This window comes from Limnobacter parvus (assembly GCF_024623725.1).
GTDB lineage: Bacteria > Pseudomonadota > Gammaproteobacteria > Burkholderiales > Burkholderiaceae_B > Limnobacter > Limnobacter parvus.
This window is the reverse complement of the sequence record NZ_JANKHG010000001.1, coordinates 101,705-120,227: the sequence shown is the minus strand read 5'-3', so window position 1 is coordinate 120,227 and position 18,523 is coordinate 101,705. Positions and strand designations below refer to the sequence as shown.

Below are 18,523 nucleotides of genomic sequence, written 5' to 3'. Positions count from 1 at the left end.
AAACAAATTAGGAGTAAGTCATGGGTTCATTTAGCATTTGGCACTGGGTAATCGTGCTGGTTATCGTGATGTTGGTGTTTGGCACCAAGAAATTGCGCAACATTGGTTCGGACTTGGGTGGTGCCGTGAAAGGCTTCAAGCAAGGAATGAAAGATGGTGGTTCTGATGAAGAGCAAAACACGACCAAACTGGCTGATGAAAGCAGCAAAAAATCGGACACCATCGATGTAGAAGCCAAAGAGAAATCTTCCAGCTAATTCTCCTTTTTTTCGGCGCGCAGCATGTTCGACATTGCATTCTCAGAGATGCTTATCATTGCAGTCATTGCGCTGATAGTGATAGGCCCTGAAAAATTACCCAAGGTGGCCAAAACGGTGGGTCACCTGCTGGGTAAGGCTCAACGTTACGTGAGTGACGTGAAATCAGAAATTAATCGGGAAATGGAAATTGACGAGTTGCGCAAGCTGCAAGCAGAAATGCAAACCGCGGCCCGAAAGATGGAAGGCGATGTTCAAACCACGCTGCGCGACACCGAGGCAGATTTGAACAAATCCGTGAAGTCGATTGAAGACGACATTGCCGAGCTGGAAGGCAGCAAGACCACGGGTGTGCCCACACCGCAAACCACAACGCAGACTGACGTCAGCAAATCAGAGGTATCTGCGCCAGAGCAGACTGTCGGGCCCGGTCCCAAGGCAGAGGCCAAATAACAAGGTGCAAGGGTCATGAGTCAGCAAGAGAATTTTGTCAGCCATTTGGTCGAGCTTCGCGACCGCCTGTTGCGCGGCGTAGTTGGGTTTTTGATTATTTTCGTGGGCTTGATGGCCTACCCCGGGGCGGCCTTCATTTTTGATTTGTTGGCTCAGCCCATTCAAAGCGCCCTGCCTGAAGGCACAAAAATGATCGCGACAGGTGTGGTTACACCGTTCATGGTGCCGGTGAAGTTGACTGCCATGGTCGCATTTGTAATTTCCCTTCCAATTTTGCTGTACCAGGCTTGGTCTTTTATTGCGCCGGGCTTGTATCAGCATGAAAAGAAAATGGCCTTGCCCATTATATTTTCAAGCACCGTGCTGTTTTTGATTGGTATTGCGTTTTGTCATTTCATCGTGTTTGGCAAGGTGTTCGCCTTTATCAATGATTTTGCGCCGCAAAGCATTACGCCTGCGCCAGACATTGAAGCCTACATGAGCTTTGTGCTCACCATGTTCATGGCTTTTGGCATGACTTTTGAAGTGCCGATTGTGGTGGTGGTGCTGGTGTATCTAGGTATCGTTACTGTTGAAAAGCTGGTGGAAATTCGCGGTTATGTGATTGTGGCAGCCTTCGTAATTGCTGCAATTGTTACGCCACCCGATGTCATGTCGCAGCTGTTCCTGGCCATCCCCATCTGTATTCTTTACGAGGTGGGTATTTTGTTTGCAAAAGTAATTGGCAAACAAAAGCAACAACTATTGGAGTAGCCTTTCCTTTTTGCGTCAACTAACGCTTGATGAAATCGCCTGGCTTGGGTCGAAGTCCGATCTCGATGGTCAGGCTTTCCTTTTTGCCGTCCCTTAATAGTTCCACAGACTTCTTCTCGCCCGGAACGTAACCCGCAATCTGGTTCAGCATTTGCGTGGTATCGGAAATCTTTTTATCATCCAGTTTTAATAAGATATCGCCCACTTTCAGGCCAGCTTTGTCGGCTGGACCGTCTTTCACGATGCCAGCAATGATCACACCGTCTTTTTGGGGCAGGTCAAACGCTGCGGCCAATTCCTCGGTGATGTTTTGTTGTTCAACGCCAATGTAGCCGCGCGTTACCGTGCCTGTACGCACAATTTGATTAAGCACGCCTTGAACTGTTTTGGCCGGAATTGCAAAACCAATGCCCAGCGAACCGCCTGATCTGCTGTAAATGGCGGTGTTGATGCCCAGCAAATTTCCAGCAGTATCGACCAATGCGCCGCCCGAGTTACCGGGGTTGATTGCCGCGTCGGTTTGAATGAAGTTTTCGAAGGTATTGATGCCCACCTTGTTTCGCCCCAAGGCGCTCACAATTCCCATGGTTACAGTTTGGCCCACACCAAACGGATTGCCCATGGCCAATACAACATCGCCCACCCGCAGATTGTCCTCAGAAGCAAACTTCAGGCTGGGCAGGTCGTCCATTTTAATTCGAAGTACGGCCAGGTCTGTCTCCGGGTCGGTGCCCACCAGTTCGGCCTTCGCAGTTCTGCCGTCGTTCAAGCCCACTTCAATTTCATCGGCAGATTCCACAACATGCTGGTTGGTTACAATCAGGCCATCGCTGTTAACGATGACGCCGGAACCAGAGCCTGCGATCTGTTCCTGGGGGTCAAGTTGTTCTTCTAGTTCATCGCCAAAAAATTTGCGAATTTCAGGATCTTCGAAAAATGGGTGTTTTGGCACTTCCATTGCACGTTTGCTGGTGAAAATGTTCACCACCGCAGGCATGGCTTTGTCCACTGCATTGCGGTAGCCTGCAACACCTTCGGGCTGGGCAATTTGGTGAGCAGGTTTTTGCAGCAGCTCTGGAACCCATTCCGGGCGCAGCACTTCGGTGATGAAATACAATGCAAGCAGCACTGCGAGGGCCTGGGAAAAGGTCAGCCAGAGTTTTTTCAACATATCAAAATGCAGGGGTGCGCCATTGAGTTCAGTGGATCGGAATGTGCTTGAACGTGATTTGCAGGAATTGCTGGATCAGGCTCGCATGCCTGATTATTGCCCAAATGGCCTCCAGTTGGAAGGAAAGCCCCGTATTAAGCGCCTTTTGACGGGCGTTACCGCATCCAAAGCCTTAATTGATTTGGCGGTGGAATTGAATGCAGATGCCATCCTGGTGCACCACGGTTTGATGTGGAAGGGCGATCCGCAAACAATTACCGGATTTCGCAAAGAACGTTTGTATGCCGCACTTGCGCATGATTTAAATGTGTTTGCCTATCATTTGCCTTTGGATAAGCACCCCGAGCTGGGCAACAATGCGCAACTTGGGAAAATGCTGGGTTGGCCAAGCCAGCAGGTGGTTGGCGACAAAGGCCTGATTCACATGGGCAGACTGCCGCAGCCACAAAATCTGCAAGTGTTGGTGAGTAAGGTGGCAGAGGTGCTGGGGCATCGCGTTCAAGTGGAAGGCGCAGAAGACCTTGATCGAATGGTTAGTACCGTGGCCTGGTGCACGGGTGGAGCGCCGGGCTATGTGGAAGAAGCCGCGCGTCAAGGGGCAGATCTGTATCTAACTGGCGAGTTGTCTGAACCGGCCGTGCATGTTGCCCGTGAATGCAAGGTCAGTTTGTTGGGCGCAGGCCACCACGCAACAGAGCGGTGCGGCGTTCAGGCACTGGGTGAGTGGATCGCGCAGCGATATGGCATTGAAGTGATTTTCAGGGATTTGTTTGTTGCGGTTTAGATGTTTTCAAATGTATGGGCGCAAATATCTTGTTGTTCAGGCCATTTGATAGAAAATATCCCCAAAACTATTCCTCGTTTTGGGCTTGCTAGAGTACAATCTCCGGTTGCATGGATCACTGGTTTTTACTTTCGGGGTTATTTTGATGAGCAATAATCAACCTGTAGACAAAGAACGCCGCGTCTGGATGATCGCCTGTGGTGCGGCAGGTGGAGTAGCAGCGACCGCAACGGGTGCTGCATTTCTGACTTCAATGGCACCCTCCGAGCGCGCGAAAGCTGCTGGTGCGCCTGTTGAGCTTGATATTTCCGGCATGCAGCCGGGCGATATGAAAACTGTAGAGTGGCGCGGAAAGCCAGTGTGGGTTGTTCGCCGTGATGCGGCAGCCGTTGAAGCCTTGCCTGCCCTTGACGACCAGTTGGCCGACCCGAATTCCGAGCGAAGCCCTGACATGCTGACGCCTGAATATGCACGCAACACACACCGCTCAATCAAGCCCGAATACTTGGTCGCGGTCGGCATTTGCTCACACTTGGGCTGCTCCCCTTCAGCCCGCTTCGAAACTGGCCCGCAGCCCAGCTTGCCTGATGACTGGCAGGGCGGTTTTTTCTGCCCTTGCCATGGTTCCACATTTGACTTGGCTGGCCGCGTATACGCTGGCAAGCCTGCACCAGACAACCTGGAAGTGCCACCCCACACATATTTGTCAGACACCAAGTTGTTGATCGGTGTAGACGAGAACAACGCCTGACATCTGAGAGCGAGGAGTAGTAATTATGGCGGCAGACAAGAAAGTCGAGACAACAGGTGTGATGGGCTGGATTGACCAGCGCTTCCCCCTGACTTCGACCTACAAAGCGCATTTGTCCGAGTACTATGCGCCCAAAAACTTTAACTTCTGGTACTTTTTTGGTTCCCTGGCCTTGTTGGTGCTGGTTATCCAGATCGTGACTGGCATTTTCCTGGTCATGCACTACAAGCCCGATGCCGCCAAGGCATTCCAGTCTGTGGAATACATCATGCGTGATGTACCGTGGGGTTGGCTGGTGCGTTATATGCACTCTACCGGTGCTTCCATGTTCTTCGTGGTGGTTTACCTGCACATGATGCGTGGCTTGTTGTATGGCTCTTATCGCAAACCCCGTGAACTGATCTGGATCTTCGGCGTTGCGATTTTCCTGTGCCTGATGGCGGAAGCTTTCTTCGGTTACCTGTTGCCATGGGGCCAAATGAGCTACTGGGGCGCGCAAGTGATCGTGAACCTGTTCTCAGCAATTCCAGTGATTGGCCCAGATTTGGCAATCTGGATTCGCGGTGACTATGTGGTCTCTGATGCAACACTGAACCGATTCTTCTCATTCCACGTAATCGCCATTCCATTGGTGTTGCTGGGCTTGGTGGCAGCGCACTTGGTGGCCTTGCACGAAGTAGGTTCAAACAATCCAGACGGTATCGAAATTAAGGAAAAGAAGGACGCCGATGGCAAGCCACTGGATGGCATCCCTTTCCACCCTTACTACACCGTGCATGACATTCTGGGTGTGGGCGTGTTTTTGATGGTGTTTTCCGCCATTGTGTTCTTCGCGCCTGAAATGGGCGGTTACTTCCTGGAATACAACAACTTCATTCCAGCTGACCCTTTAAAAACGCCTGCGCACATTGCGCCTGTGTGGTATTTCACGCCTTACTATTCCATCCTTCGCGCCATCACATTCCCTTTCCTGGGCCTTGATGCGAAGTTCTGGGGAGTGGTCGCCATGGGCGGTGCGGTAGTAATTCTGTTCTTCCTGCCATGGCTCGACAAGAGCCCGGTGAAGTCGATCCGTTATCGCCCAACCCTGCACAAGTGGATTTATGCAGTGTTTGTAATCAATTTCATTGTATTGGGTTACCTGGGCGTGAAGCCGCCTTCAGACATTGGCCAAATCGTGTCCCAGCTCGGTACGTTGTATTACTTCCTGTTCTTCTTGGCCATGCCATGGTGGTCCAAGTTGGGTTCGTTTAAGCCCGTGCCCGACCGTGTTGTGTTTCAACCGCACTAAGTTATGCGCACTAAGCTGACTGGACAACGAACTGGACTAGATAGGATTTGATGATGAAAAAACTATTGGCATTACTGGCTCTTGTGCCTTCACTGGTGTTCGGCGCGGGTAGCGATTACCCGCTCGACAAGGCACCTGACCTGACGAACGATTTGGCGGCACTGCAGCGCGGTGCTAAGCTATTTTCCAATTATTGCCTGAACTGTCACTCTGCTGAAAACATGCGTTACAACCGCTTGCGTGACATTGGATTGACCGACGAGCAAATCAAGGAAAACTTGATGTTTGCCACGGACAACGTGGGTGACACCATGAACATTTCCATGGACCCCAAAGACGCAAAATTGTGGTTTGGCGGAGTGCCTCCCGACCTTTCTCTGATTGCGCGTTCCAGGGCATCAAGCAAAGGCCCGGGTGCTGACTACATTTACACCTATCTGCGCACCTACTACCTTGATCCGTCCAAGCCGACGGGTTGGAACAACATGGTTTATCCAAATGTGGGTATGCCGCATGTGTTGTGGGAACTGCAGGGCGAGCGCCAGGCCAAGTATGAAGAAGTGCCCGCCGGTTACGGCAAAGAAGGCACTGTGCAAAAGTTTGTCGGATTTGAGCAGGTGAAGCCTGGCTTGATGACGGCGGTGGAATACGATCAAGCGATGGCTGATTTGACCAGTTTTCTGGTTTACGTCGCTGATCCGGTTCGCGAAGACCGTTTCAAGCTGGGTGTGATCGTGCTGTTGTTCTTCGGTGTGTTTACCATTTTTGCATGGCGTTTGAACGCAGCATACTGGAAAGACATTAAATAAGCATTTTGGCTTAATCATGTACAGGCTGGGGTGTTTGCACGCCCCGGCCATTTTTTGTTTTGGGATGACAACATTATGATGGTTCTTTACTCGGGAACGACTTGCCCGTTTTCTCAGCGTTGCCGATTTGTTTTGCATGAAAAAGGCATGGATTTCGAGATCAAGGACATTGACTTGTTCAATCGGCCTGATGACATCAGCGTGATGAACCCATACAGCCAAGTGCCGATTTTGGTAGAGCGTGATCTGATCCTTTACGAATCAAACATTATCAATGAATACATTGATGAGCGTTTTCCGCACCCCCAGTTGATGCCCGCTGACCCGGTGATGCGCGCGCGTACTCGTCTGTTTTTGTTCAACTTTGAGCGTGAACTTTTTCAACATGTAAGCGTGTTGGAAAAGGCGGGAAACCCCAAGGCAATGGACAAGGCCAAGTCGTCCATTCGTGAACAGTTGACCCAGCTGGCACCAGTGTTTTTGAAAAGCAAATACATGCTGGGCGAGGATTTTTCAATGCTTGACGTGGCTTTGGCACCGCTGTTGTGGCGCTTGGAGCACTACGGTATTGAGCTTCCGAAGTCAGCGGCACCGCTGATGAAATACGCTGAACGGATTTTCGCCAAGCCTGCTTTCATTGATGCATTGACCCCTTCTGAGAAGGTGATGCGTCGTTAATTGGGCGCTTGTTAATTCGTAGCGACCCAAAACCGCCGAGGTATTTGTAGTGACTGAAGTATCAACCAAGCCTTATCTGATTCGCGCCATTCATGAATGGTGCGTTGACAACGGTTACACGCCGTACCTCGCGGTGGCTGTGAATGAAAGCACCCAGGTGCCCAAAGAGTTTGTAAAAGCTGGCGAGATTGTATTGAATACATCGCCTTTGGCCACCAACAAGCTGAATCTGGGAAATGCAGCCATCGAGTTTGAAGCTCGTTTTGGTGGTGTGGTACGAGAAATTTATGTGCCGATTGAACAAATCAGCGCAATTTATGCGCGTGAAAATGGTCACGGAATGGCCTTTGAGGTCAACAAGCCTTTGGCGGAAATTGAAGGCGACGGCAATGAAGCGGTTCAGTTTGTGCTTGATGATCAAGACGAACCTGCGATTGACGATTCTTCAGACCACAAAAAATCAGGTTTGAGGGCAGTTTCAGGTGCGTCGGAAGATCCCAAGCCCCTGTCTGTCGCTAAATCAGATAAATCTGATGAAAAAACACCGAAAAAACCGGGTCAGAAGAAAAAGAATCATCTGACTCGAGTAAAATAGCGCTTCTCTTAAGTGCCGCTTTAGCTCAGTTGGTAGAGCAACCGCCTTGTAAGCGGTAGGTCGTCAGTTCGAATCCGACAAGCGGCACCATTCTTCTCCCGGTCTCCCGGGAAGCCATCAAAGTTGATAGTTTATTCCATATTCTTTGGTATCACGCTGTGATTCAAATGCGTGTGCCCACTCGTTGTGGATTGCTTGTTCCGCACTGAAAACCGCTTCATCCCTTTTTGATATTCATCCTTGCTCAAAGAATTTGGCAAAACAGATGGCCGAATTCTTCGTCGGCTTTTGGCCGACCGCTGCGATTGACATCAAACGGGGCGGTTTTCTTGAAGTGCGGAACAAGCAATCCCACTGCCGAGTTGGCTGAATCGTTGCTGGGTTGACTAAGCCAACGCGTGCGAGTCTCCGCTAACTGGTTGTGATAACCAGTGTGGTTATTATTCATCACCGCGCGTGCCGATTGCACGTGTGTGATCAATCATTAGTCGCGTTCAGTCCAATCAGCAGCGATATCCCAATCGCTTCGCCTTCAAGAAAACCTTCCCGTTTGAATTCACACGCCACGTTCGACCATAGGTCGACACCGATACGCGGCCATCTTTTTTGCCGCGATCGGTGAGTCAGTGTGAACTTCAAAAAGGGAAACACAGGTTTTCAGGCGAAGCGTTGGGATTCGCGGCGATTGGGCTATCAACGAACTGAGTTTTCAATCAACGCCAGGTTGAAATTTCACGCTGAATTCGGCACAGAACCCTTTACACTGTGCGCATTGAATTCAACCCTGCAAACACAAATGCCTAAACCGAAAAAGAACCCGCTTGATTCACTTGAATTGAAGCCAGGCCAGTCTGTCGAGCTATTGAAAGCACTTCACATTGTGACGCGGGAAGGCGGCATTAACCAAGACAGCCGCAGGAAGCTGAAGCAGGTGTACCACCTGACCCATTTCATTGAGCCCTTGATTGATGAGGCGCGAAAAGCCAATGAAGGCAGTTTGTACTTGGTAGACCATGGCGCTGGAAAATCATATTTGGGCTTCATTCTTTATGACTTGTACATCAAGCAGAATCCGGAAGGTGCAATGGTGGCCGGGGTGGAAACCCGCCAGGAATTGGTCGATAAATCCAGCGAGCTGGCCAACAAACTGGGATTCGGAAGCGGCATGAAGTTCATTAACCTGCCAGTGGCACAGGCCACTGAACATCCGGATTTGCCGCAGCAGGTCGACATTGTGACGGCGCTGCATGCCTGCAATACAGCCACAGACGATGCTATCGCTTTTGGTCTGAAGAAGCAGGCTAAATTCATGGCCTTGGTGCCGTGCTGCCAGGCCGAGGTAGCAACACACTTGCGCAAGAACAAGGCCAGCCAGTTGGGAAAAACAAGCTTGGTGGAAATGTGGCGCCACCCCTTGCACACGCGTGAATTTGGCAGTCAGCTAACCAACGTGTTGCGTTGCTTGCAACTGGAAGCGCATGGCTACCAGGTCACTGTGACGGAACTGGTGGGTTGGGAGCATTCGATGAAAAACGAGCTGATTATTGCAAAGAAGCATCAGCGTTCAAACCCAAAAGCTGCACAGCGCTTGCGCGACATGTTGACTGAGCTGGGGCTGGATGGTGAAGAAGGGTTGCAGCAGCGTTTTGGCGTGCCGGCCTGAAAGAAGCACGCTGTGGGGTTGCGGCATTAGCTGCTGCGCAAGCCCTGCCATTCATTGCGCTGTACATTCGGTAGGCCAAGTAGCTGAAGGGCGTGCTGGGCAGTGTCTGTGACCATTGCGTCGATGCTGCTTGGGCGCTGGTACAGTGCAGGAACAGGAGGCATAACCACGCCACCCATTTCAGTTACGCTGACCATGTTGCGCAGGTGTGCCAAATTCAGCGGTGTTTCACGCGGCAGTATCACCAAGCGGCGGCGTTCTTTCAACACCACGTCGGCTGCGCGGGTAATCAGATTATTCGACAAACCATGTGCTACAGCGGCAAGGGTGTGCATGGAGCAGGGTGCAATCACCATGCCCATGGATGGATAAGACCCGCTGGCAATGCAATTGCCCACTGATTTGGGCGAGTGCACTACATTCGCCTTGGCCTCCACTTCTTCTTTGCTCAAGTCGCTTTCGCTGGCCAGGGTTAGCCAGCCGGAAGATGAAATCACTAGGTGAATTTCAGTGTCGCCACGCGCGCGAAGCAAGTCCAGAATTTTCAAGCCATACAGCGCACCGCTGGCACCCGTGATGGCCACTGTGACGGATTGCAGGAACTGTGGGGGAAGGGTGCTGCTCAAGATGATATGCCTGAAAATGGCCGCAGACTGCAGGATGCGGCCGGATTCACGATTACTCGGATTTGGTTGATGAACTGGCCGCAGCGATTAGCGATTTCAGTTCGCCGCTTTGGTACATCTCGGTCATGATATCGCAGCCGCCCAGGAATTCGCCGTTCACATACAGTTGCGGGATGGTGGGCCAGTTGGCGTATTCCTTAATGCCCTGGCGAATTTCCGGGTCGTCCAGCACGTTCACTGTAACCACCTTTTCGGCTTCGCAGGCTTTAAGAATTTGAATGGCGCGACCAGAAAACCCGCACATGGGGAATTGGGCTGTTCCTTTCATGAACAGAACCACGGGGTGGCTGGTAACGGTTTCGTGAATGGAATCGCGAGCGCTCATAGAAACTTCCTTTCAATTTTGTGAATTGCTACAACCCTGTAGTGTAATGGATGTGGGTACAAAACGCTTGTTTTCAATGCCTAGATGCGGGCAAACACGAAGCGTGGTGTGCCAGCCAAGTCGGGCAAGCCTTGTGCCTGCACATAAGGCGCTTGCGAAAACAAGGCTTTCACAGCCTGTTGCTGGTTGTACCCGTGCTCAACCAGGACGCCGCCGCCTGTGCGCAGCAGGGTTGGGCTGTGGCGGGCAATTTCCCGGTAAAAGCGAAGGCCATCGCCACCATCGGTCAGGGCTTGGGCAGGCTCGAACCGCAGGTCGCCCTGTTCAAGGTGAATGTCGCCTTGTTCAATGTACGGTGGGTTGCTACAGATTAAATCGAATGCCAGTGCGGGGGTTTGGTTTAGCAAATCGGCAAATAGATCGGATTGAATAAAGCGCACGTTTTTTGCGCCCAGTTCGTTGGCATTGTATTGCGCCACCCACAAGGCATCGGCTGAAATGTCGCTTGCTGTTACTTCAAGTATCGGGTTTTCAAGGGCCAGTGACACCGCAATTGCGCCACTGCCACAGCCAATGTCGAGCACACGGGTTAACAGGTTTTCAGTGGACTTGCTTTGTAGAAAGCCCAGTGCATGTTCCACCAATTCTTCGGTTTCTGGGCGGGGTATCAGCACCCGAGGGTCCACGAAAAAAGGTCGTGAGTAGAATTCTTTCTGTTGAACCAAATAGGCGATGGGTTCGCCGTTTTTGCGCCGTGCTGCCAGTGACTTGAAAGCGCTAAGTTGGTCCATGGGCAATTCTCGGTTGCCTTTGGTGACCAAACCGACGCGGTCAAACCCCGTGATGTGGCTCATTAAAACGCGCAGTTCACTGGGCGGAAGGCCAGTTTCCTCGCGCGTTTGCTGCAAAACGGATTCAACGGTGGGTTGGGGCAATGTGCTCATTCTTTGGCGGTGATTTCAGCCAGCAATTCTGCTTCATGAAAGGCTGTCAGGCCGTTCATCAGGTCGGTCAGGTCGCCGTCCATGATGTAGTCGAGTTTGTACAGCGTCAAGTTGATGCGGTGGTCCGTCATGCGGCCTTGCGGAAAGTTGTAGGTGCGTATACGTTCTGAACGATCGCCAGAACCCACCAGGCTGCGTCGCTCGGAAGCCTCGGCTGCCTGGCGTTCGCGGTCTATTTTGTCTTGAAGGCGCACATTCAGCACCTTCAGTGCTTTGGCTTTGTTTTTGTGCTGGCTGCGTTCGTCTTGGCATTCCACCACCAGCCCGGTGGGCAGGTGGGTAATTCGCACTGCAGAATCGGTTTTGTTGATGTGCTGGCCACCGGCACCGCTGGCCCGGTAGGTGTCGATTCGCAAATCAGCGGGGTTTATTTCAATGGCTTCGGCTTCATCGGGTTCGGCCATCACCGCGACAGTACAAGCCGAGGTGTGAATTCGCCCTTGCGATTCAGTGGCGGGCACGCGTTGCACGCGGTGACCGCCCGATTCAAATTTCAAATGCTTGTACACGTTTTCGCCCGCGAGGCGAATGATCACTTCTTTGTACCCACCCAATTCAGAATCGCTGGCACCCATGATTTCAATTTGCCAGCCTTGTCGTTCAGCATAGCGGGTGTACATGCGGAACAGGTCGCCAGCAAACAAGGCCGACTCGTCGCCCCCTGTACCCGCGCGAATTTCGAGCATGGCGTTGCGGTGGTCGTTGGGGTCTTTGGGCAGCAGCAAGCGTTGCAAGTCGGCTTCCAGTTGCGCCAGTTTCTCTTCATTGTGTGCAATTTCTTCGCGGGCCATGTCGCGCATGTCGGGGTCGGCGAGCCATTCCCGGGCGGTATTTAAGTCGGCTTCAATGCTTTGGTATTCGGCAAAGCGCTCGGTGGCTGGTAACAATTCTGAACGCTCGCGCGTGATGGCCTTGAACTGCGCCATGTCGTTGGCTGCGTTCTGGGAGGACAAAAAATCTTCTAGGTCGGCCAGGCGCTCGGCAAGCCGAGTCAGCCGGTTCCGCATGCTGTCGTTCATCTATTTGTCGGTGTTTTTGATGTTGAATAGTTGGGGTACCCACTTTATCAGGGCTTCCCGTTCGGCCGGGCTGGCTTGGTGCAGGGCTTGCATTGGGCCATGCATGAATTTTGCGCTCATGCGGTGGGCCATGAGTTGCAATACCTCATCGGCTGGGGTGCCTTTGGCCAGTTGTTTGCGGGCGTGGTCCAGTTCAAGCTGGGCAATGTCGTCGGCTTTCTGGTGAATTTCCTGAATGGTGGGTACCAGTGATCGTTCGCTCATCCAGCGCATGAAGCCTTGAACTTGCGACTCAATAATGGCTTCAGCTTGTTCCACCGCAGCTGCGCGTTGTTCGCGGCCTTCCTGAACAATCTGGCTAAGGTCGTCGACGGAATACAGAAATACGTCATCAAGTTTGCTGACCTGGGCTTCAATGTCGCGTGGAACTGCCAGGTCGAGCATAAAGATGGGTTCGTGTTTGCGCTTTTTGCAGGCGGCTTCCACCATTCCTAGGCCAATGATGGGCAAGGTGCTGGCCGTGCAGGAAATCACAATGTCGGACTTCGCAAGTTGCTCGGGCACCTGGGCCAGACCAATTACAGTGGCGCCGTAGGTTTGCGCCAGCTGCTGGGCGCGGTCGGCGCTGCGGTTGGCAATGGTAATGCTTTTTGGGTTTTGCGCGGCAAAGTGGGTGGCGCAAAGCTGGATCATTTCACCTGCCCCGATGAACAACACATTGCGCTTGCTTAGGTCGCCAAAAATGCGGGTGGCCAGCTTTACGGCGGCTGAGGCCATGGACACCGAATGGGCTCCAATTTCAGTGTGTGAACGCACTTCCTTGGCCACCGAGAAGGTGCGCTGAAAAAGTTGGTGCAGCATCTGGCCCAGCGTACCAGCTTCTTCAGCGGTGCGGGCTGCCTGCTTCATTTGCCCCAGAATCTGGGCTTCGCCCAACACCATGGAATCAAGCCCGCTGGCCACGCGGAACGCGTGTCGTACTACTTCCTGCTGCGGCAGAATGTACAGGTGGGGGCCCAGTTCGGTGGTGGGAATGTTTCTGTTGTTGGCCAGCCATTCAAGCAAATCACTTTTCAGTTGCTCAATGTTGCTGCTGGCGCAATAGACTTCGGTGCGGTTGCAGGTGGAAAGAATGGCGGCTTCAGGCGCCTGCACGCGTACGGCGAGTGCGCGCAAGGCCTCTTGCAATTGCTCGGCCGGAAACGCCAAACGCTCGCGAAGGGCGAGTGGTGCGGATTGGTAATTCAGGCCGACTGCGAAAAGCTCCATAATACCTACTGGGCGGAAAACCCTTCATTATAACCCGCTATGCCAGCTTTGCTTTCAATCGTTTTCAGCGAGCTGGCGTTTGATTTTTGCGAGGTCGGATGATTTGCCCTCATGGTCGACTTGTTCCAGTTTGTAGCCAAAGCCATACACGGGTGTCAGGCGAAAGCCTTGCTCGGGTCGCAGGGCCAACTTTGAGCGAACGCGGGAAATGTGGGTGTCCATGGTTCTGGAGGGCAAATCGGTGTCGCGACCCCAAACACTTTCTTGAATGTGTGAACGTGAAAGAGGTTTACCCAGGTTGCGAAACAGCAGCAAGGCCAAATCGAATTCTTTTTGGGTCATGACCACGCGCTTGGCATGACGAACAATTGTTGAGAATTTTGGGTGAAATTCCAGGTCGGCAATTTCAAAAACTTCGGGTGCTGTAAGTTCGGGATAAGCGCGACGCAGCAGTGCATTCACGCGGGCAATCAGTTCACCACGGCGGATGGGTTTGATCATGTAGTCATCGGCCCCGGCATTTAGGGCTTCAACAATGTTTTCTTCATCTGTTTTTGACGTAATAAAGAGAACGGGTATCTTGATGTGCAGGGTGTCGCGAATCCACTGCATAACCTTGGGGCCAGAGCTGTCTGGCAACACCCAGTCAAGTAAAACCAGGTCGAAGCTGTCGCGATACAGAGCCGTTTGAAAGCTTTTGAAGGACGCAAATGCGTAGCATTTGTGGTTTGCTGATTCCAGCACCCAACGCAGCATTTCGCTCTGGGTCAAATCATCTTCAAGAACTGCGATGCGCATAACTGTGGCTCCTGCATTGGAATTTTTGTTACCACAAGGTTAATTTGTGTGTTGACAGTTTAATCGTTTAAACAGGGTGGGAAACACAATGTTGCTTTTTTGTTAAATTGATTGGCCTGCCAATTTATCAATTAAGGCGATTGAGGATTTTCGAGTTCGGTCTGCATGGCGTGCGTGGCGTGGGCTCCAGCAAAAATTACAGCCACGATTCGAAGTGCCTTGTCATAGATGGCTTGTCGTTGCTCGGGCTTTTCAACGTATTCCACGGCCATGAACAACACGTTTTGGGCAAGTACTTCCAGTACTTCGATCATTTCTTCTTGGGGTAGGCCAGGCAGCAGTGCGGCGATGCGATTGTCGCTGCAAATGTCTTCGCTGATGGCGCGTATGGTTTTTTTCAAACCGGCGCGCATGCGTTCCAGCGGGCCGAAGGCTTCGGATGCGCCCACCACAACTGGCTTGGGATTTTCAGCAGCCCAGTCAAAAAAACGTTTCACTAACATAGGGCGAATGTCTAGATCCGCTTCCTTGGCGGTGCTAATGCGAACTTCAGTGAAAGCGTCGATGACCGCTTTTTCCACTTCCAGAATCACAGCAGTACCCAAGTCGGACAAATCTTCGAAATGCCGATAAAAGGCGGGCGCAGACAATTTGGCTTCGCGGGTAATTTCACGAATGCCTAGGCTGGAGAAGCTGCGCCGTTGATAGCTCAGGTTCAGTGCAGCGTTGATAAGCCGTGTGCGGCCGTGGGTGGTTGATGCTGTGGAGGTCATAGGCCTTCGATTATATCGAAAACCCGAACGCCTGTTATGAAACCGTGTTTGTGTAGTTTGAATCAATCGATCTATGCAGGTATTGACGAGTATGTTTACAATCGTTAACATAGGATTTGTTGAGATAGACTTTGCCCATTCCACAACAACTAAAGGGCAGCAAACAACGGGAGACCTGACATGTTGCATTACTTAAAATTTACAACGTTCCCCCTGATTGCGATTGGTGTGATGCACGCCATGATGCAAGGTGGCGCCTGGATGTACACCGGTATTCTGGCTTTGGTGTTTGTGGTTGCATTGGGCGATATTTTGTTGCCAGACGACCGCAGCGAGCCCCGCATGGAAGGTGAGTTTTTCCTGAACCTGATGTTGTGGTTGACCCTGCCAATTTTAATGTGGGTGACCCTGTGTTTCACTTGGGGGGTTGCCCCGGTGGATGTACTGGGCATCGATGGCTTTATGAAGAGCACCTTTGGTTACGACCGCTTGCAGCTACAAGCTGACACCACTTGGTACCAGTGGTTTGTAGGCGCGGTGGCCGGTGCGTTTTTGTTTGGCGCAGGTGGCACCAATGTGGGTCACGAGTTGACTCACCGCACGTACAGCATGCGCGACATGATTCTGGGCCGCTGGATGTTGGCTTTTACTTGTGATGCTTCTTTCGCAATTGAGCATGTGTACGGCCACCACAAGAACTTGGGCACACCCGCCGATCCTGCCACTGCGCAACGTGGCGAGAATGTGTACAGCTTTGTGTTGAAAAGCACAATTGGCGGTTACAAGTCGGCCTGGAAGCTTGAAAAACAGCGCTTGGCAAAATTCAATCAGTCGGTGTGGAATCCAATTCACAGTCGAATGATGCGCGGTAATTTGATGAGTTTGGGCTTGTTTGCCGCGTCGTTCTATATCGGCGGTTGGGCCGGGGTGGTGATGTTTTGGGTGATGAGCGCTGGCGGTAAAACTTTGTTGGAAATCGTGAACTTCATGGAACATTACGGCATTGTCCGCCGTCCGGAAGACAAGGTAGAACCCCGCCACAGCTGGAACACCAACGCATCGGTTTCTACTGCACTGTTGTACGCCTTAACCCGCCATTCACATCATCACGCTGAAGCCGACCAGGAATACTGGAACTTGCGCAGCTACCAGCATGCACCCATGTTGCCGACCGGTTATTTGGGCACTATTTTGCTGGCATTGGTGCCTCCACTCTACAAAAAAGTAATGACGCCTTTGTTGAACCATTGGGACGAAACGTTTGCCACGCCAGAGGAAAAAAAGCTGGCCATTGAAGCGAGCGTTAAAAGCGGCATGAAGGGATTGAAGTCGGCACAGTTGGGCCAACAAGCAAGCCAGAACATGAACCGCGCTGCGGCCTAAGCCGTGGCCTGATTCCCCACAAGGAGACGACAATGAAATTACTTGAATGGTTTGGTTTACAGGGCGGTGCGGTTCAAGCCAAGAAAGGCAAAGTAAGCCACAAAGTAAGTGTGGCACCCGGCGGGCAAAGCTTTGAAGTCGAAAAAGGCCGAAAAGTGATTTTGAATTCGGCATTGTCGGCGGGATTGGGTTTCCCGCACAACTGCCGTGTGGGCAGTTGCACCCAGTGCAAGTGCAAACTGAAAAGCGGCAAGGTGCGCGAGCTGACCGATTCCAGCTATGTGCTAAGCGCTGAAGACCTGAAGGCTGGGATGATTCTGGCGTGCCAGTCGATTCCAGAAACAGATCTGGAAATTGAAGTGGAATTGACTTCGGGCGGTGACCGCTTGGTTGAAACACGCGGCACGATTGTGGGGCAAAAAGATTTGACCCATGACATTGTGGAGTTGCGCGTGGCGCTGGACGACCCCATGCCTTTCAAGGCCGGACAATATGCGGAAATTCGCTTGGAAGAATTCAGCCTTTCCCGCAATTACAGCTTTGCAATGGCACCCAAGGGGCAAGAGGCGAACGAACTGGTTTTTCATGTTCGCAAAGTGCCCGGCGGTAAGTTCACGGAATGGCTGTTTGCGGCCAATCGCCAAGAAACCCGCCTTAGCATGAGCGGACCATTTGGCGATTTCTACCTGCGCCCTGCAGAGGGTGAAAAAGCTGCCCCCATTGTGTGTGTGGCAGGCGGAAGTGGCATGGCACCCATTTTAAGTTTGCTGGAGCAGGCCAAGTGGGCGGGTGAAACCCGCGATGCGGTTTACCTGTTTGGTGCGCGCACCCAGCGCGATTTGTATGCGGCAGACGAAATTGCCCGCATTCAGCAGGGGTGGCGTGGATCCATGAATTTCAAGCAGGTGTTGTCGGAAGAGCCCGAGAATTCTGGCTGGACTGGCGCACGTGGTTATGTCACGGATGAACTCGACAAACTGCAACTGGATTGGCGTGAAGTTCAGGCCTACTTGTGCGGGCCGCCTGCAATGATTGATGCCGCCATCGCCAAGTTTTCCAGACTTGGCGTGAAGGCAGAGAACATTCGCTATGATAAATTCGAATAACTTGACTTAAAAAGGCAGGTTGCCAGTGATTGCGTCCAGCGGCAGTGCGTCTGCCGGGTTGGGCGCGGATCCAATAGGAAGCGATCCCAATGCATCAAAAAGCGGGTCGGAAATCACTGCCAAAGGCGTGCCGCCCAGGGCATCTGCAAGTGGGTCGAGTATTGCATCCAGTGGGGTGCCAGTGGTGCCTTCATCGACTGGTTCAGCAGGTTCCTCGGGATTTTCTTCCTCGGGGTTTTCCTCGTCCGGATTTTCTTGGTCTGGGTTGTCTTGATCTGGATTTTCGCTTTCGTCGGGATTGTCTACCGGGTCTGTGGTTTCGTCGCCGTTGTCGACTCGCACATCCGTGAAGGCGGAGCCTTCAAATAAAGTGTCGTCACCAGACGAGGCTGCAAGTGCTGCAACGCCCACACCACCACCAATCGCAGTGGCGATTCCGCCCACACCACTGGCTGAGCCTGCAGACAAAACCCCAGCACCAACCAATCCGCTCATGCCAGTACCTGCATCGGCAACCAACACTGCACCATCAGCACCTTCGCTGACTGCATAAAGTTCCACACCTTCAGTCAACGATGTAATTTCCAGAAAAGCGCCTTCTGCCGATGTATTAGTAGCGATTTGCGCAGCAGATTGAGGCGCCAGTGTAACCAATGAATCGGCTTGGCCAGAAACCTGTGCAGGCAGTTCAATGTCCACCGGCACAAGGTCTTTGTTTTGAAGTACGTCTCCGGCAAAAATTGCGTCGCCTTGGCGAAGGGTAATTTGTTCGCCTTGCCGTTGTACCTGCAGTTTGCTTGTGTTGGAGGCAATGGTGCCAATTTGTGGGGCAGTGCTCATGGGAGTAGTGTCCATTGGTTTGTCGGTAAAGTTATTAGTTTTACTGCGCGAGACTGCAATTTGGATTCAAACAAAAAACCCCTCCGAGGAGGGGTTTTTGTTGGTCCTTTCAGCT

General features: G+C 52.1%; 22 protein-coding genes, 1 tRNA gene and 1 pseudogene. 14 read left to right on the top strand and 10 right to left on the bottom strand.

Annotation, left to right across the window (positions count from 1 at the left end):
• Positions 1–20 precede the first annotated feature (20 nt).
• The 3 genes from tatA to tatC are packed head-to-tail and all read left to right on the top strand — an operon-like array spanning position 21 to position 1,463.
• Positions 21–257, top strand: a complete 237-nt coding sequence (tatA, locus tag NSP04_RS00490) for a Sec-independent protein translocase subunit TatA (RefSeq protein ID WP_257510373.1) — start codon at positions 21–23, stop codon at positions 255–257.
• Between the two features lie 24 nt (positions 258–281).
• Positions 282–710: a Sec-independent protein translocase protein TatB gene (gene tatB, locus NSP04_RS00485; RefSeq protein WP_257510372.1), complete on the top strand. Its 429-nt coding sequence runs from the start codon at positions 282–284 to the stop codon at positions 708–710.
• Positions 711–725: 15 nt separating this feature from the next.
• Positions 726–1,463: a twin-arginine translocase subunit TatC gene (tatC, locus tag NSP04_RS00480; protein ID WP_257510371.1), complete on the top strand. Its 738-nt coding sequence runs from the start codon at positions 726–728 to the stop codon at positions 1,461–1,463.
• A 19-nt stretch (positions 1,464–1,482) separates the two neighbouring features.
• Here the strand turns inward: tatC and NSP04_RS00475 are convergent, their stop codons facing one another.
• On the bottom strand, positions 1,483–2,634 hold the full coding sequence (locus tag NSP04_RS00475) for a Do family serine endopeptidase (RefSeq protein WP_257510370.1): 1,152 nt from the start codon (positions 2,632–2,634) through the stop codon (positions 1,483–1,485).
• A 31-nt stretch (positions 2,635–2,665) separates the two neighbouring features.
• Between NSP04_RS00475 and NSP04_RS00470 the strand changes: the two genes are divergently transcribed.
• The 7 genes from NSP04_RS00470 (at position 2,666) to NSP04_RS00440 (ending at position 7,632) form a co-directional block, all read left to right on the top strand.
• The gene (locus NSP04_RS00470; RefSeq protein WP_257510645.1) at positions 2,666–3,418 is read left to right on the top strand and encodes a Nif3-like dinuclear metal center hexameric protein; all 753 of its coding nucleotides are present in this window, start codon (positions 2,666–2,668) and stop codon (positions 3,416–3,418) included.
• A gap of 145 nt (positions 3,419–3,563) precedes the next feature.
• A complete protein-coding gene (petA, locus tag NSP04_RS00465) occupies positions 3,564–4,169 on the top strand; it encodes a ubiquinol-cytochrome c reductase iron-sulfur subunit (protein WP_257510369.1) in 606 nt (201 codons plus the stop codon).
• Between the two features lie 25 nt (positions 4,170–4,194).
• The gene (locus NSP04_RS00460) at positions 4,195–5,460 is read left to right on the top strand and encodes a cytochrome b (RefSeq protein WP_257510368.1); all 1,266 of its coding nucleotides are present in this window, start codon (positions 4,195–4,197) and stop codon (positions 5,458–5,460) included.
• Positions 5,461–5,510: 50 nt separating this feature from the next.
• The gene (locus NSP04_RS00455; protein WP_257510367.1) at positions 5,511–6,269 is read left to right on the top strand and encodes a cytochrome c1; all 759 of its coding nucleotides are present in this window, start codon (positions 5,511–5,513) and stop codon (positions 6,267–6,269) included.
• A 75-nt stretch (positions 6,270–6,344) separates the two neighbouring features.
• A complete protein-coding gene (locus NSP04_RS00450; protein WP_257510366.1) occupies positions 6,345–6,947 on the top strand; it encodes a glutathione S-transferase N-terminal domain-containing protein in 603 nt (200 codons plus the stop codon).
• A 49-nt stretch (positions 6,948–6,996) separates the two neighbouring features.
• The gene (locus tag NSP04_RS00445; protein WP_257510365.1) at positions 6,997–7,542 is read left to right on the top strand and encodes a ClpXP protease specificity-enhancing factor; all 546 of its coding nucleotides are present in this window, start codon (positions 6,997–6,999) and stop codon (positions 7,540–7,542) included.
• A gap of 14 nt (positions 7,543–7,556) precedes the next feature.
• A tRNA-Thr gene (locus NSP04_RS00440) sits at positions 7,557–7,632 on the top strand.
• Positions 7,633–7,786: 154 nt separating this feature from the next.
• Here NSP04_RS00440 and NSP04_RS00435 read toward each other — a convergent pair.
• Complete coding sequence (locus NSP04_RS00435; protein WP_257510364.1) at positions 7,787–7,990, bottom strand: hypothetical protein; 204 nt, start codon at positions 7,988–7,990, stop codon at positions 7,787–7,789.
• Positions 7,991–8,338: 348 nt separating this feature from the next.
• Between NSP04_RS00435 and NSP04_RS00430 the strand changes: the two genes are divergently transcribed.
• Positions 8,339–9,205 carry a class I SAM-dependent methyltransferase gene (locus NSP04_RS00430; RefSeq protein WP_257510363.1) on the top strand — a complete coding sequence of 289 codons (867 nt, stop codon included), beginning with the start codon at positions 8,339–8,341 and terminating at the stop codon, positions 9,203–9,205.
• 26 nt (positions 9,206–9,231) lie between these two features.
• Here NSP04_RS00430 and NSP04_RS00425 read toward each other — a convergent pair whose 3' ends face one another.
• The 6 genes from NSP04_RS00425 to NSP04_RS00400 form a co-directional block, all read right to left on the bottom strand.
• Complete coding sequence (locus NSP04_RS00425; protein ID WP_257510362.1) at positions 9,232–9,831, bottom strand: UbiX family flavin prenyltransferase; 600 nt, start codon at positions 9,829–9,831, stop codon at positions 9,232–9,234.
• A 52-nt stretch (positions 9,832–9,883) separates the two neighbouring features.
• Complete coding sequence (gene grxD / locus NSP04_RS00420) at positions 9,884–10,216, bottom strand: Grx4 family monothiol glutaredoxin (RefSeq protein WP_257510361.1); 333 nt, start codon at positions 10,214–10,216, stop codon at positions 9,884–9,886.
• Between the two features lie 80 nt (positions 10,217–10,296).
• Positions 10,297–11,160 carry a peptide chain release factor N(5)-glutamine methyltransferase gene (prmC, locus tag NSP04_RS00415; RefSeq protein ID WP_257510360.1) on the bottom strand — a complete coding sequence of 288 codons (864 nt, stop codon included), beginning with the start codon at positions 11,158–11,160 and terminating at the stop codon, positions 10,297–10,299.
• The gene (gene prfA / locus NSP04_RS00410) at positions 11,157–12,239 is read right to left on the bottom strand and encodes a peptide chain release factor 1 (RefSeq protein ID WP_257510359.1); all 1,083 of its coding nucleotides are present in this window, start codon (positions 12,237–12,239) and stop codon (positions 11,157–11,159) included. Before prfA ends, prmC begins: the two co-directional genes overlap by 4 nt.
• Entirely contained in the window at positions 12,240–13,508 is a 1,269-nt protein-coding gene (gene hemA, locus NSP04_RS00405) for a glutamyl-tRNA reductase (protein ID WP_257510358.1), read from the bottom strand.
• A gap of 54 nt (positions 13,509–13,562) precedes the next feature.
• Complete coding sequence (locus NSP04_RS00400) at positions 13,563–14,306, bottom strand: response regulator transcription factor (protein ID WP_257510357.1); 744 nt, start codon at positions 14,304–14,306, stop codon at positions 13,563–13,565.
• A gap of 106 nt (positions 14,307–14,412) precedes the next feature.
• Here NSP04_RS00400 and NSP04_RS14985 point away from each other — a divergent pair, with 106 nt between their 5' ends.
• Positions 14,413–14,580 carry a DUF3649 domain-containing protein gene (locus NSP04_RS14985; protein WP_371824983.1) on the top strand — a complete coding sequence of 56 codons (168 nt, stop codon included), beginning with the start codon at positions 14,413–14,415 and terminating at the stop codon, positions 14,578–14,580.
• 355 nt (positions 14,581–14,935) lie between these two features.
• Here the strand turns inward: NSP04_RS14985 and NSP04_RS14980 are convergent.
• Positions 14,936–15,079, bottom strand: a pseudogene (locus tag NSP04_RS14980) (hypothetical protein); the annotation flags it as partial.
• Between the two features lie 180 nt (positions 15,080–15,259).
• Between NSP04_RS14980 and NSP04_RS00390 the strand changes: the two are divergent.
• Together NSP04_RS00390 and NSP04_RS00385 are read left to right on the top strand one after the other, a co-directional pair.
• Positions 15,260–16,462, top strand: coding sequence for an alkane 1-monooxygenase (locus tag NSP04_RS00390; RefSeq protein WP_257510355.1), 1,203 nt, complete (start codon positions 15,260–15,262; stop codon positions 16,460–16,462).
• A 32-nt stretch (positions 16,463–16,494) separates the two neighbouring features.
• Positions 16,495–17,568, top strand: a complete 1,074-nt coding sequence (locus NSP04_RS00385; protein WP_257510354.1) for a 2Fe-2S iron-sulfur cluster-binding protein — start codon at positions 16,495–16,497, stop codon at positions 17,566–17,568.
• Between the two features lie 6 nt (positions 17,569–17,574).
• On the opposite strand, the gene NSP04_RS00380 is transcribed toward NSP04_RS00385, so the two are convergent.
• Entirely contained in the window at positions 17,575–18,408 is an 834-nt protein-coding gene (locus NSP04_RS00380; RefSeq protein ID WP_257510353.1) for a hypothetical protein, read from the bottom strand.
• Between the last annotated feature and the right edge of the window lie 115 nt (positions 18,409–18,523).